The organism is Homoserinimonas sedimenticola (assembly GCF_026094475.1).
In the GTDB taxonomy this organism is placed as follows: domain Bacteria; phylum Actinomycetota; class Actinomycetes; order Actinomycetales; family Microbacteriaceae; genus Homoserinimonas; species Homoserinimonas sedimenticola.
Window position 1 is genome coordinate 606432 of the sequence record NZ_JAPELL010000001.1, and the last position, 13135, is coordinate 619566.

The 13135-nt window shown below is 67.3% G+C and carries 12 protein-coding genes; 4 read left to right on the plus strand and 8 right to left on the minus strand.

The genetic code is table 11. The annotated features are described in order from the left end of the window. Positions 1-15 precede the first annotated feature (15 nt). The 6 genes from OH146_RS02785 to OH146_RS02810 all read right to left on the minus strand — a co-directional run bounded on the left by OH146_RS02785 (position 16) and on the right by OH146_RS02810 (position 6098). Positions 16-1611: a peptide ABC transporter substrate-binding protein gene (locus OH146_RS02785; protein ID WP_265157157.1), complete on the minus strand. Its 1596-nt coding sequence runs from the start codon at positions 1609-1611 to the stop codon at positions 16-18. A gap of 177 nt (positions 1612-1788) precedes the next feature. Next, positions 1789-3261 (minus strand): amidohydrolase, encoded by a 1473-nt coding sequence (locus OH146_RS02790; protein WP_308214936.1) that lies wholly within the window; start codon positions 3259-3261, stop codon positions 1789-1791. After that, positions 3258-3887, minus strand: coding sequence for an FMN-binding negative transcriptional regulator (locus OH146_RS02795; RefSeq protein WP_265157159.1), 630 nt, complete (start codon positions 3885-3887; stop codon positions 3258-3260). The genes OH146_RS02790 and OH146_RS02795 overlap by 4 nt, the downstream gene beginning before the upstream one ends. A gap of 25 nt (positions 3888-3912) precedes the next feature. Further along, positions 3913-4935, minus strand: a complete 1023-nt coding sequence (locus OH146_RS02800; RefSeq protein WP_265157161.1) for an Fpg/Nei family DNA glycosylase — start codon at positions 4933-4935, stop codon at positions 3913-3915. A 9-nt stretch (positions 4936-4944) separates the two neighbouring features. After that, positions 4945-5430 carry a ribose-5-phosphate isomerase gene (locus tag OH146_RS02805; RefSeq protein ID WP_265157163.1) on the minus strand — a complete coding sequence of 162 codons (486 nt, stop codon included), beginning with the start codon at positions 5428-5430 and terminating at the stop codon, positions 4945-4947. A 41-nt stretch (positions 5431-5471) separates the two neighbouring features. Next, the gene (locus OH146_RS02810) at positions 5472-6098 is read right to left on the minus strand and encodes a mycothiol-dependent nitroreductase Rv2466c family protein (RefSeq protein WP_265157165.1); all 627 of its coding nucleotides are present in this window, start codon (positions 6096-6098) and stop codon (positions 5472-5474) included. A gap of 132 nt (positions 6099-6230) precedes the next feature. On the opposite strand from OH146_RS02810, the gene OH146_RS02815 reads away from it, so the two are divergent. The 4 genes from OH146_RS02815 to OH146_RS02830 all read left to right on the plus strand — a co-directional run bounded on the left by OH146_RS02815 (position 6231) and on the right by OH146_RS02830 (position 11092). After that, the gene (locus OH146_RS02815) at positions 6231-6962 is read left to right on the plus strand and encodes a hypothetical protein (RefSeq protein WP_265157167.1); all 732 of its coding nucleotides are present in this window, start codon (positions 6231-6233) and stop codon (positions 6960-6962) included. Positions 6963-7069: 107 nt separating this feature from the next. After that, complete coding sequence (gene pepN, locus OH146_RS02820) at positions 7070-9607, plus strand: aminopeptidase N (RefSeq protein WP_265157169.1); 2538 nt, start codon at positions 7070-7072, stop codon at positions 9605-9607. A 13-nt stretch (positions 9608-9620) separates the two neighbouring features. After that, positions 9621-10625 (plus strand): mechanosensitive ion channel family protein, encoded by a 1005-nt coding sequence (locus OH146_RS02825; RefSeq protein WP_265157171.1) that lies wholly within the window; start codon positions 9621-9623, stop codon positions 10623-10625. Beyond that, positions 10622-11092: a globin gene (locus OH146_RS02830; RefSeq protein ID WP_265157173.1), complete on the plus strand. Its 471-nt coding sequence runs from the start codon at positions 10622-10624 to the stop codon at positions 11090-11092. The genes OH146_RS02825 and OH146_RS02830 overlap by 4 nt, the downstream gene beginning before the upstream one ends. A 7-nt stretch (positions 11093-11099) precedes the next feature. Here the strand turns inward: OH146_RS02830 and OH146_RS02835 are convergent, their stop codons facing one another. Together OH146_RS02835 and OH146_RS02840 are read right to left on the minus strand one after the other, a co-directional pair. Then, complete coding sequence (locus OH146_RS02835; protein WP_265157175.1) at positions 11100-11987, minus strand: SDR family oxidoreductase; 888 nt, start codon at positions 11985-11987, stop codon at positions 11100-11102. A gap of 40 nt (positions 11988-12027) precedes the next feature. Beyond that, positions 12028-13065, minus strand: a complete 1038-nt coding sequence (locus OH146_RS02840) for a hypothetical protein (protein ID WP_265157177.1) — start codon at positions 13063-13065, stop codon at positions 12028-12030. Positions 13066-13135: the final 70 nt, after the last annotated feature.

Genomic DNA, 13135 nt, shown 5'->3' on the forward strand with positions numbered 1-13135 from the left:
CTTCAGTCCGCCGGATCAGGCGGAGACCTCGACCCGGCTCAGCAGCGGGCTGCCCGAGATGGAGTAGAGGTCGGTGACCCGCTCCGAAGTGACGTATAGGTAGCGGTTGCCGAAGGTCGGTACGACCGGGAAGTCCTCCAGGATGCGCTCCTGCACCGCCCGATAACCCTCGTACGATTCCTCGAGGGTCTCGGCGGCGTCCGCCTCGGCGAGGAGGGCGTCGACCTCGGGATTGGAATAGCCGCCCGTGCCGAAGTTGCCGTCTCCCTCTGCCGTGTAGAGCGAGTGCAGCGTGTCCTGCTGGCTCGGGTAGAGCGCGCCCCAGCGAGCGCGGAACGGACCTGAGACGTCGCCGTTCGCTACGCGCTCAGTGAAGGCCGCGAAGTCCGGCGCTGGGGTCGCGACGACATCCTCGATGCCGAGGTTCTGGCGGATCTGGTTGGCGTATGCCGCAAAGAGGTCTTCCTGGCCCCAGCCTCCGATGAAGAGGAGCTCCATCGGACCTTCGAAGCCGCCCGCCTCGGCGAGCAGTTCCTGAGCTGCCTCGGGGTTGAACTCGCAGTACTCGCCGCAGACGCCTGCGGGGTCGCCGGGCATACTCGGAGAGGTCAGCGAGGTCGCGGGAATCTGGCGCCCACCATAGATGGCGTCGTTGATCGCTTCACGGTCGATCGCCATGGAGATCGCCTGCCGCACGCGCTTGTCAGAAAAGCGCGGGTCGTCGGAGGGGAATCCGAGCAGATCGACGCCCGGGGCGTCCAGGGCGTAGAAATTGTCGCCAAAGTCCTCCTCAGCTCGTGTCACCTGGTCCCCTGAGATGGCGACGATGTCGACCTCGCCCGCGAGGGCGTCCGTGTAGGCGATGGTTGTGTCGAGGTAGGGCACAAAGGTGACGCCCCCGATCGTCGGCTCCTCGCCCGCGTAGTCCTCATAGACGACGGTTTCGATCTCTTGGCTGGGCGTCCAGTCATCGGCGAGCATGAAGGGACCGTTGCCGATGGGGTGACTGTTGTACGCGTCCAGGTCTTCCAGAGCCTCTGCCGGCAAGGGATAGAGCCCCGTCTGACCCTGGGTCAACTGGAATGGATACTGGCGGTCGGGCGACTGAAGCTCGACGGTGAAGGTGAGATCGTCGACGACGGAGAGGCCGGAGAGTTCCGTTGCGGTGGGCTCCGAGCCGTCGACGGGGCTGAGCTCGGAGTAGCCGACCACATTCTTGAGCTGCCCGCCGTTGACCTGCGCGTTGGGTGCGTAGGCGGCATAGTTCCACGCATCGACGTAGGACTGGGCGGTGACGGGATCGCCGTTGTGGAAGGTCCAGCCGTCGCGCAGCGTGATGGTCCAGGTGACGGCATCGTCGGACTCGACCGATTCGGCCTGGAGGTATTCCAGCTGCCCGTCTTCGTCGAGCCCGGTGAGCGATGTGAATATCGCCGTGAGCACCTCATAGGAGCTGAAGTGGTTGGCGGGGACGAGCCGATCCGGTTCGGCGATGGCAACGCGCAGGATCACGTCGTCGTCGGTGGCGGGATCGGATGTCGCGGTACAGCCTGCGAGCACGAGCATCGTGGCGGCGGCGATTCCGAACGATGCCTTGACAGACAGCTTCATTTCTCCTCCTGGGCGCGTGCGCTGCACGCGTGCTGTGGCGCTTCTGGGCGAAGCATCCTTGAAGGGGAGCTTATGGTTCTCAAAGAGTTCACCGCAATGAACTTTCAGAAATATCTGAAAGTTGTTACCGCTGTGAAATGGCAACGAAACGGCTCAAGCGGCGTAGCCGCAGGAGAGTCAGAAGCCGCCGAAGGTCCAACGACCGGCGAGCATGGTGCCGGCAACGGGAAACGTGCGGAGGGCATCCGCCCCCGCCGCCAGCGGATCGGAGTCGAGCACGACGAGGTCGGCCACCTCTCCCGCCGCGATCGACGAGCGCACCGACGCGTCGAGAGCCTCGCGCGTTGTTATCGCCTGCTCCGGATGCCACGGCTCACGCCCGTCGCGAGAGCGCCCCACCGCCGCCGCGATCGTCACCCACGGGTCGAGCGGCGCGACGGGCGCGTCGGAACCGAGGAGCAGCGTCGCGCCCGAGTCGAGAAGGGAACGCAGCATGAAGGCACGCTCCGTGCGGCCGCGCCAGTGCCTGTCGGCGATGTCCCTGTCGTCCATCGCGTGCTCGGGCTGCACACTCGCCTGGATGCCCAGACGGCCGAAGCGTTCAAGGTCGTCGACGGTGAGCAGCTGGGCGTGCTCGACGCGCGCGCCTCGCATCCCCAGATCCTCGAATACATCGAGCATGAGGTGGTTGGCGTGGTCGCCGATCGCGTGCACCGTCGCGATGATGCCTGCATCGAGCGAACGGCGCAGCAGCGGCCTCAACTGCTCGGGCGGCACCGTGAGCAAGCCGAAGGGGTTCTCATCGGGGGCGAGCCCCGGATAGGCGTCGAAGCAGTATGCGGTGCGCGTGCCGAGCGAGCCGTCCGTGAGGATCTTGTGCCGACCGACCGTCAACAGCTCCCCGAGGCGCTGCCCGGTCTTCAGGCCCATCTCGATCGCCCGCTCAATGTCCTGCGTGTAGATGCCGAACTCGACCCGGAGGGTGTCGAGGCCTGCGGCCATGCGACGCTGCCAGGCGTCGAGGTTCCACGTCATCTCGAGATCGACGACGCCGACGACACCGCGAGCCGCAGCATCCGCCGCCGCCTCGGCTACCCACGCATCGAGCACCTCGTCGGGCACCTGGTTGACCCGCCGCTCGATCTCGAAGGCGGGCTCCTCACGGAACACCCCCGTCGGATGCCCCGCGAGGCCGTAGCGCTCAAGGGCAGCCGTGTTGAGCCAGGTGGCGTGCAGGTCAAAACTGATGACGACGACGGGGATGCTCGGGCTCGCGGCATCCAGATCGCCCAGATTGGGGGCGTCATCCCAGACGCCGTCGCGGAACCCGTTGGCGACGAAGGTCAGGGGTTCGCCATCCGGGCCGAGGGACGGGCCCTGCTCACGAAGGGCGGCCGCGACCATGCCCGCAGCCTCCCGCGCCGACATCGCCGACGAGACGTCGAGGCGGTGGGTCGCGAGCGCCCACTGGTTCATGTGGATATGGTTGTCCCACAGACCGGGGGCTACCCAACGCCCCTCGAGGTCGATGCCACCGGCGCGCTGCTCCCCCACCGTCACGATGCGGCCGTCCATGATCTCGATGTCGACGGGTTCGCCCTCAGAGCCCACGACCCGCGCATTGCGCAGGACCACTGATGCCGCGCTCACGCGTCTGCTCCCGCGCCCCCGTGCACTCGGCGCATCTCAGCGGCCAGTTCGGTGCTCGAATAGTGCTCGCCGTGGGCGAGATTGTCGATGACGGAGTCGACGACCACGTCGGGCTTGTCCTGGCTGAGCTTCGCCCTCGCTTCGAAACGCGTGACAACGAGACGGAAACCGGCCGTGCCGGAGACGATCTTGCGGCCGTATTCCTCGTTGTCCTCGAGAAGCTTGGGGTGCGGCACGGAGTCTTCGAAGTGGTGCACGAGCTCGGTCAGTACGCGCCAGTTCTCCTCGTCGCTGAGGATCTCGGGGGTGCCGTAGAGGTGGGCCGTGACGTGGTTCCACGTCGGGACGGCGGGCCCGTCGCCATACCAGCTCGGCGAGACGTAGCCGTGGGGCCCTTGGATGATCACGAGCACCTCGTGCTGGCCCAGCTCGAGGGCCCGGTCGTCGGGGCGCCCGACATGACTGACGATGCTGATCTCGTCGCGGTCCTCCTCGAGCACGACGGGATAGTGCGACGCGACGAGGCCCTTGGCAGTGTTCGAGACGATCGTCGCCCAGGGGTTCTCCCGGATGAGGCGCTTGACCTCCTCGGGGTCCTTCATGATGTAGTGCGGCGTGTGCCTCATGGTGCCTCTCGTCGTCTCAGTGATGTCAGACCTGGCAACGGGGGCACCAGTACAGCTTGCGCCCCGCCGCGATCTCCATTGCGATGTTGGTGCCGCAGGTGCGGCACGGTTCCCCCTCGCGATGGTAGACCCAGTGGCGGTCGTCCCTGCTCGCAAGGGCTGCTCGGTATGCCTCACCCTCGAGTCCGTCGATCGTCATCATCTGGCCGGTCTCGACCCCGATCGTGAGCAGATGTACCCAGTCGCGCCACAGCTCACGCACGAGTTCCTCCGGCACAACCTTGCCGGGCGTGTGGGGGTCGAGCTGGGCCCGATACAGCAACTCGGCGCGATAGACGTTGCCGATGCCGCTCACGACCTTCTGGTCCATGAGGAGCAGGCCGATGGGGGTCGAGGTCTTCCGTACCGCGGCGACGAAGCGCTCCTCGCCCTCCTTCTGGTTCCCCACGAGGGGATCCGGGCCGAGCTTCGCCATTGACGCGGCGACCTCCTCCGGCGTCTGCACCTCGCACGCGGTCGGCCCGCGCAGGTCGGCGACGGCGACCTCCGTCAGGAGCCGCACGCGTACTTGGCCGACCGGCTCGGGCGGGAAGGTCGCGATGTCGTCGCCCAGCCGCTCGTTCTCCGACATCCGCAACCGCGTGCGGCGCGGAGCACCGATGCTGCGCAGGCTCGCCTCGTTCTCGCCACGTGCGCCCGCGGCATCCGGAACCTCGCCCTCGAAGTCGCCCTCCGCGTCAACGAAGGTGCCGCGCATGTTGGTCTGGCCCATGCGACCGCTCGCGGATGCCGTGGTCGCGTCCGCCGTGATGTCGCCCGCAAAATCCCAGGCCCCGTAGAGGCCGAGGTGCACCCGCAGCCACAGCCCGTGGTCGAACTCGAGGAACATCTGTTTGCCCACCGCGAGGGCGTCGACCATCGTGTGGCCGTCGAGGCGCTCAGCCCCTGCCGCAAATCGCCCCTGCGGCGAGGACACGGCCACCTCGTGCCCCACGAAGTGCAGAGCGAACTGCCGCGCGATGCGGTGGACGGAATGACCCTCGGGCATGAGCCGGCGCTAGACGATCTCGTGGCCGGCGATGGCCCCCGTCGTCTCATACTCGCCCAGCTGTGCGATGCGGCGAGCGTGCCGCTCCTCACCGGGGAACGGGGTTGCGATGAACGTGTCGATGAAGGAGACGGCGTCCTCGACGGGGTGCTGACGCGCACCGATCGAGATGACGTTGGCGTCGTTGTGCTCGCGCGCGAGCTCCGCCGTTGCCGTGCTCCAAACGAGGGCGGCGCGGATGCCCGTGACCTTGTTCGCCGCGATCTGCTCGCCGTTGCCCGAGCCCCCGAAGACCACCCCGAGCGCCTCGACCCCCGCGGCCCGGTCGCGCGCGACCGCACGGGCGGCGTTGATGCAGAACGACGGATAGTCGTCGAGCGCGTCGTACTCGGCGGGGCCGTGGTCGATGACCTCGTGGCCCTGCTCGCTCAGGTGCTGCTGCAGGTGACGGCTGAAGTCGAGGCCCGCATGGTCGGTGGCGATGTGGATGCGCATCCGTTCAGTTTAGAAGCGCCGCGGCATCCGTCTCACGCAGCTCAGTCGAACTGCGGGTCGCGGGTGCGAGAGCGCTTGAGCTCGAAGAATCCGTCGTAGGCGGCGACTGCGACGACGCCATCCCACAGCTTCGCGGCCTCCTCGCCCTTGGGCGCGGGCGAGATCACGGGGCCGAAGAAAGCGATGTCCCCGACCGCGATCACGGGGGTGCCGACATCCTGACCCACGCGACCAATCCCCTCCGCGTGGCTCGCGCGCAGCTGCGGCTCATACTCCTGCGTGTCGGCGTGCGCGATGAGGGCGGCATCGAGTCCGACCTCGGCGAGCGCCTCGGCCATGACGGTGTCGACGTCAGTCGAACCTCCGGGGTGGATGCGCGTGCCGAGAGCGTCGTAGAGCGGCTTGACCGCCTCCTCGCCCTCAGTCTCGGCGACGGCAGCGACGAGTCGCGCGTAGCGCAACGCACGAGGAAGGAACTGCTTGTAGAAGTCGGGCAGGTCCTCCTTGTCCTCGTTGAGCACGGCGAGGCTCATGATGTGCCAGTGCACGTCGAGCGCGCGCAACGTCGCCACCTCGTCCAGCCAACGGCTTGTCATCCAGGCCCAGGGGCAGGAGGGGTCGAACCAGAAGTCGACGCGGGTGGGAGTTGCGGTGCTCGTGTCGGTCATGGCGACCACGCTAATGGCCTCGGGCGAATCACCACACCGCCCCTGCCTGACAAGCACCTCAATCCTCTGGAATTCGCGCCCCGGCGGGCGCACACTGGAAGAAGCGCAGGCGTCTCGAGGCGGAGGTGGCTCATGACCGGATTGACGGGATTCAGGAACCAGAGCGAGTGGGACGTGCCCGGCGGGATGCCGGTGCTCTCCCGGGGACGGCACCGACGCCCCAGGCAGGGAGCCTGCTTCATGGAGTTCGCCTCCTACCTCGCGGGGGAACCGTGGAGCGATCACCCCGCGTGCACGCATCCGCTTCTCGCATTTCTCGCGCGCGGCGTCAACGACTTCACGAGTGACAGTGCACGCCAGGCGCTCGCTCGCCACATCCCCTCCGTCGTCGGTCTCACGGGCGCGTCGCCGCTGATCGATCCGGCGATCACCCTTCGCGCGGCCGTGACTCCGCTTGCCTCCGTTGCCGAGACGCGGCAGCGGGCACTCGCTGTGGGCGTGCTCTCCTGCCGTTCCGCGCTCGAGGATGCGGGGCAGGAGACTCCGAGGTCTGCGGAGCTCCTGAAGCAGGCTGAGCGCGTCGCGCCGCTCGCGATGGCGTGGGCGCGAGACTTCACGGCGAGCGTCCCCACCTTTCGGCGGCCGGTCTCCTTCTCTCGGCGTGGCCGCGCCATCATCAGCACGGCGGTCCTGGGCGCTGCCGAGGCCTGCGTCTCCGATCCGGATGCCCTCCTGCGCAGCATGCTGCTGGGCGCGATCGCCGACACGGAGGAATTGGTCCGCGAGGAGATCGTGCGGGGTGAGGAGCAGCGGATGCAGGACCCCGTGGACTCCGAGGTGCGTGCGGCAGCGAGCATCCGCTGACGGGTCCGGTTTAGGCTGAACGGCGACGCGCGACGATCTCGCGCGGCCCGGGCGAGCCCCGGGCCCATCGGTACCGGCCAGTCGCCACACAATGAAGGAGCCCCGCCATGCCCGGAGACAACCTCACCCGCCTCGAGGCCCAGGAGCGCAGCGCCCTCCTCGCCGTCGACTCCTACGATGTCGCGCTAGACCTGACGACGGGAGCGGAGACGTTCCGCAGCACGACGACGGTCGTCTTCGAGGCGGAGGCCGGAGCATCCACCTTCATCGACGCGATCACCCGCGAGGTGCACAGCATCACGCTCAACGGGGAGAGCGTGGATGTCGCGGCCGCCGACGGACTGCGAATCCAGCTGGACGGGCTCGCGGAGCGCAACGAGCTCACGATCGTCGCCGACATGGAGTACACCAACACGGGCGAGGGCCTGCACCGTTTCGTGGACCCCGTCGACGGGGAGGTCTACCTGTACTCCCAGTTCGAGGTGCCGGACAGCCGCCGCGTCTACCCCGTCTTCGAGCAGCCCGACCTCAAGGCCACGTTCACCTTCACGATCACGGCGCCCGCGACGTGGCAGGTAGTGAGCAACTCGCCCACCCCCGAGCCAGAGATCGACGGCGAAACGGGCACGTGGCGCTTCTCCCCCACCCCCCGCATCTCCTCCTACATCACGGCGATCGTCGCGGGTCCCTACGACGTCGTGCGCAGCGAGCTCACGAGCCGCGATGGCCGCACCATCCCGCTCGGTGTCTTCTGCCGTCGCTCGCTGCGCGAGTTCCTCGACGCCGACTACATCTTCGAGAAGACCCGACAGGGCTTCGAGTACTACGAGGAGAAGTTCGACTACGCCTACCCCTTCGAGAAATACGACCAGCTCTTCGTGCCCGAGTTCAACGCGGGTGCGATGGAGAACGCGGGCTGCGTGACCTTCACCGAGACCTACGTCTTCCGCAGCAAGGTCACCGACGCCATCAAGGAGCGTCGTGTCGTCACGATCCTCCACGAGCTGGCCCACATGTGGTTCGGCGACCTCGTGACCATGAAGTGGTGGAACGACCTGTGGCTCAACGAGTCCTTCGCCGAGTGGGCGTCGACGATCGCGACGGCCGAAGCGACCGAGTGGACGGAGGCATGGACGACCTTCCAGGCCATGGAGAAGAGCTGGGCCTACCGCCAGGACCAGCTCCCCTCGACGCACCCCGTCGTCGCGACGATCAATGACCTTGAAGACGTGCAGGTCAACTTCGATGGCATCACCTATGCCAAGGGCGGCTCTGTGCTCAAGCAGCTCGTCGCCTGGGTCGGCGAGGAGGCCTTCTTCGCGGGTGTCGCCGCCTACTTCAAGAAGCACGCCTTCGGCAACACCGAGCTCGTCGACCTGCTCACGGAGCTGGAGACGACGAGCGGGCGCGACCTCACCGAGTGGTCGAAGCTGTGGCTCGAGACCTCGGGCGTCAATACCCTGCGCCCCGAGATCGAGACGGACGCAGACGGGGTCATCACGTCCTTCGCTGTGCTGCAGTCAGCTCCCGAGGACTACCCGACCATCCGTCCGCACCGCCTCGCGATCGGCCTCTACGAGCTCGAGGGTGAGTCGCTCACAAGGGCGCACCGCGTCGAGATCGACGTCGACGGGGAGCGCACGGATGTCGCGGCTCTCGTCGGCCAGAAGAAGCCCGCCCTCGTGCTCATCAACGACGACGACCTCGCCTACGCCAAGATCCGTCTCGACGAGGACTCGCTCGAGGCAGCGATCGCGCACCTCAGCAGCATCGAGAACCCGCTCGCGCGCGCGATCGTGTGGGGTTCGGTGTGGGATTCGACGCGGGATGCCGAGACGAAGGCGAGCGACTACGTGCGGCTCGTGCTCGGCAACATCGCGAGCGAGACCGAGTCGACGACCATCCGCACGACCCTGACGCAGCTGCTGACGACGGCCCGCATGTATGTCGACCCGGCGACCCGCGCCGAGACGATCGAGCTCGTCGGCACGGAGCTATGGCGGCTCGCGCAGGACGCGGCACCGGGCTCCGACGCCCAGTTCCAGTTCGTCAAGTTCTTCGCGGCCATCGCGTCGACGCAGGACCACGCATCCGTGCTCCGCGACCTGCGGGAGGGCGCGATAACGCTCGAAGGTCTCGAGATCGACACAGACCTCTCGTGGGAGCTCCTCGAGGGTCTCGTGCTGAACGGCGCCGCGGGCGAGGAGGAGATCGCCGCAGCCCTCGAAGCCGACAACACGGCCAACGGTCAGCAGGCCGCGGCTCGCGCCCGGGCGACGATTCCGACCGAGGAGGCAAAGCTCGCGGCATTCGCGTCGATCGTCGACGACGACAGCGTGCCCAACATGATCGTGCGCCACACGGGCATGGGTGTGCAGCACGTCAACGACCCTGCGTCGCTCGAGCCCCTCGTCGAGCGCTATTTCTCGAGCCTCACCACGCTGTGGGAGTCGCGCAGCTACGGCATCGCCTCGGCGCTCATCGTCGGGCTCTACCCGACGCCGCTGGCCTCACGCGAGCTGGCGGATGCCACGCGCGCCTGGCTTGCCGACAACCCCGAGATCCCGGCACTGCGTCGCCTCGTGGTCGAGAACCTCGACGGTGTCGACCGGGCGCTGCGGGTGCAGGAGCGCGACGCGCGCTGACGCAGGGCCAGACGTGAGCGGGGTGGACTGGGCTGCCTTCTGGGCGGGCGTGCTGGCGTTCGTCGACGCCTGGCAGGTGCCGCTCAAGGTGCTACTCATCATGGCGGGGGCCATCGTGTTGCGATGGCTCCTCCTCCGCGTCATCCGTCGCGTCGTGAACCGGGTCGTGCAGGGTCTCAAGGAGCGCCAGAACACCCAGGACACGCAGGACCTCGTCACCTCTCCCCTCGCGGCGGCCCGCGTCGTGCAGCGAACCCGCGCCCTCGGCACGGTACTCAACAGTGCAGTGACGGCGGTCGTCGTGATCCTCGCGGCCATCCTGCTGGTCGGGGTGCTGTTCCCCAACGCTTCGGGCGCCTTCGCGATCGTCAGCGCGGCCGTCGGCGCAGGGCTCGGTTTCGGCGCGCAGAACATCGTCAAGGATGTGCTCAACGGCATCTTCATGGTCGCCGAGGACCAGCTCGGTGTCGGTGATGTCGTCGACCTGGGGCCCGCCGTCGGTGTCGTCGAGGTGGTAGGCATCCGCGTGACGCAGATCCGCGACGTCAACGGCACTCTGTGGTTTGTGCGCAACGGCGAGATTCTCCGCGTGGGCAATCTCTCGCAGGGCTGGGCCCGCGCGATCATCGACCTCGCCGTGCCCTATGAGGCGGATGTCGCGCTCGTGCAGGAGCGGATGCTGGCAACCGCCGTCGACATGTTCCAGAACTCGAAGTGGCGCAGTCGTATCCTTGAGCGTCCGGAGATCTGGGGCATCGAGTCGATCTCGTCGGAGGCCGTCGTCGTGCGGCTCGTGGTCAAGACCCGCTCCTCGAGCAAGGATGATGTGGCCCGAGAGCTCCGGGCGCGCCTCAAGGCGACCCTTGATGAAATGGGGGTGCGGCTTCCGGCGCTCAACAGTGTCGTGCTCAAGGGCTACGACGGGGCGACGAATGTCGCGGGGGCGCGAACGCCGCGCACGCGCCCACTCCCCCTGCAGGAGCCCGAGAAGAAGACGCGGAGCAAGGAGCAGACATGAGTGAGCAGCATCCGAGCGACATCCCCGCCGGTTCCGAGGGCCTGCGCAGCCGGGTGACTCTGCGCCGCAGCGAAAGCGGTTCGGCGGCAACGGGGAGCTTCTTCGAGCAGATCGGCGGGCACGAGACGTTCGAGAAGCTCGTGCGGGCCTTCTACGACGGGGTGCAGGGCGACCCTGTGCTCTGGCCCATGTACCCGGCCGACGACCTCGAGGGGGCCATCCAGCGCCTCACGATGTTCCTCGAGCAGTACTGGGGCGGGCCGGGCACCTACAGTGAACAGCGCGGGCACCCTCGTCTGCGCATGCGCCATGCGGGCTTCAGGGTCGGGCCGGACGCCCGCGACCGCTGGTTGAAGCACATGCGCGCAGCCCTCGACACGCTCGAGCTCAGCCCGCTCGACGATGCGACCTTCTGGTCCTACCTCGACCGGGCGGCGCACAGCCTGCTGAACACCTTCGACGACTGAGCGCCCGCTACTCTGCAGCTTCGCGGGCCGCCATCGCCGACTCGTACGCCTCCGCGAGACCCTCCGCGAGCGGTGTGGTGGGCCGCCCGATGAGCCCGCTCAGGGTGTCGTTCGCGTCGGCCAAGGCACCCTCCCGCGTGTTGGTGTCGAGCGTGACGACGAAACCGGCGGTGCCCATGTCGAGCCCTGCCTTTGTGAGGATGCTGCGGTGCTCCTTCGACGAGACGCGCTTGTACGTGACATCCCGGCCCACAATGCCCGAGACGACGGTGGCGAGCTCGTCGTAGTCCCATGCGACATCGCCCGAGAACTCGTAGACGGCGCCCTCGTGACCCTCGCCCACGAGTACAACGGCGGCGCCCTCCGCGTAGTCGCGGCGGCTCGCGCTCGCGATGCGCCCGTCGCCCAGGCTCGCGATGATGAGCCCCGTGTACTGCGCCTGCTCGGCAACCTGCACGTAGTTCTCGGTGTACCAGTTGTTGCGCAGCAGGGCGAAGGGGATGCCCGACTCACGCACGACCTTCTCCGTCGCCTTGTGCTCGGGAGCAAGGGCGAGGCTTGTCGTGTCGGCGTGGGGTGCGCTCGTGTAGGCGATGAACGTCACGCCGGCCCGCTTGGCCGCCTCGACGACGTTCGTGTGCTGGGCCACGCGGCGACCGACCTCGCTGCCGGAGATCAGCAGCAGCCGGTCGACACCGGCGAGAGCGGCGTCGAGCGACGCGGGCTCCGCATAGTCGGCGGTGCGGACGACAACACCCTGCTGGGCGAAATCCTCGAGCTTCGCGACATCCCGACCGATCGCGACGATGTCGCCGGGAGCAACCCCCCGCTCGATGAGGGAGGAGAGGACGAGGCGGCCGAGGTGGCCGGTGGCACCGGTGACGGCGTAGGTCATTGCGTTCCCAACTGTTGATGCAGGCGTACAGACATCAACGCTAACGCGGGTCGACCCCGACTTCTTCCCGGTGGTCACCGCCGCCGGCAGGATCCTGTCGCAGCAGGTTCGCGTGGTCACGGGCATATCGGCGGGCGCGCTTGATTCGCAGCACTGTCCACGGGATGAGGACGAGCAACACGACGGGCAACGCCACCAGCAACACCAGCGACAGGACATTGCTCGGGTCACTGAGAAGGAGTTGCACCTGCTGCAGTGCGAGGCTCAAGTACAGCAGGACCACAAAACAGAGTTGAGAGGTGAGAATCGTGGAAATAGTGGCGGCATAGCGAGCAGCCATGGGCGCTTCACCTTCGCCGAGCAGGTCGTCCTTGCCTCGCAACACGACCTTGGCCATGCGGCGGCCCACGCCGAGGTCCCCTCCCAGCACGTGCTTGAGGCGGCGATTCCACGCGAGACTGACGACCAGGGTCGCGATCGCCGCAGCAAGGAACGCGAAGTTGAGGGCCATCACGAAGACGGCGCCGATATCGGAGGAGTCGGCATCGTCAAGACTGAAGAAGAGCAGAGCGAGTCCGACCAGCGCAATCACGAGGCCAGCACCGAATGTGATTGCGACGACAGCGATCTTGCGCCGTACCTCGTCTCGCGACACCGGCGACCAGGGCTCGGCCGAACCCCCGCGTCGCTCATCGTGACGGAAGAGGGCGGGCCCTACTACGAGACCCACCGCGGTCAACAGGATGCCACCCCCGATGAACAGCGCAGGCAACCAGACCGGCGCGGGCAGGAGCACCGCGTAGGTGACGATCGCGACACCCGCCAGAACCTCCAGGCCGACAATCACGGCAAGCCACAGTCGAAACGTCTTCCTGCTCTCACCTGACACCTTGACGTTCCAATAGGCGGAGAGGGAGCCGAGCAGCAGAGGCCCGTATACGAACACGGTCAGTGATGCGAATGCGAGACCGAAGAAGCTCGACAGTTCCTCCCCCTCCGCTAGGCCAACTAGCAGGCCGCCACCGAGGAGCAGCGCCGTGGCGAGGATGACCGCGACGATGTATGCGAGCAGCTTCATAATGTTGCCCTTTCGGGTGAGGATTGCACACGACGGTGTGTACCTGCAGTCAACCCCCGAATCGCGGCAG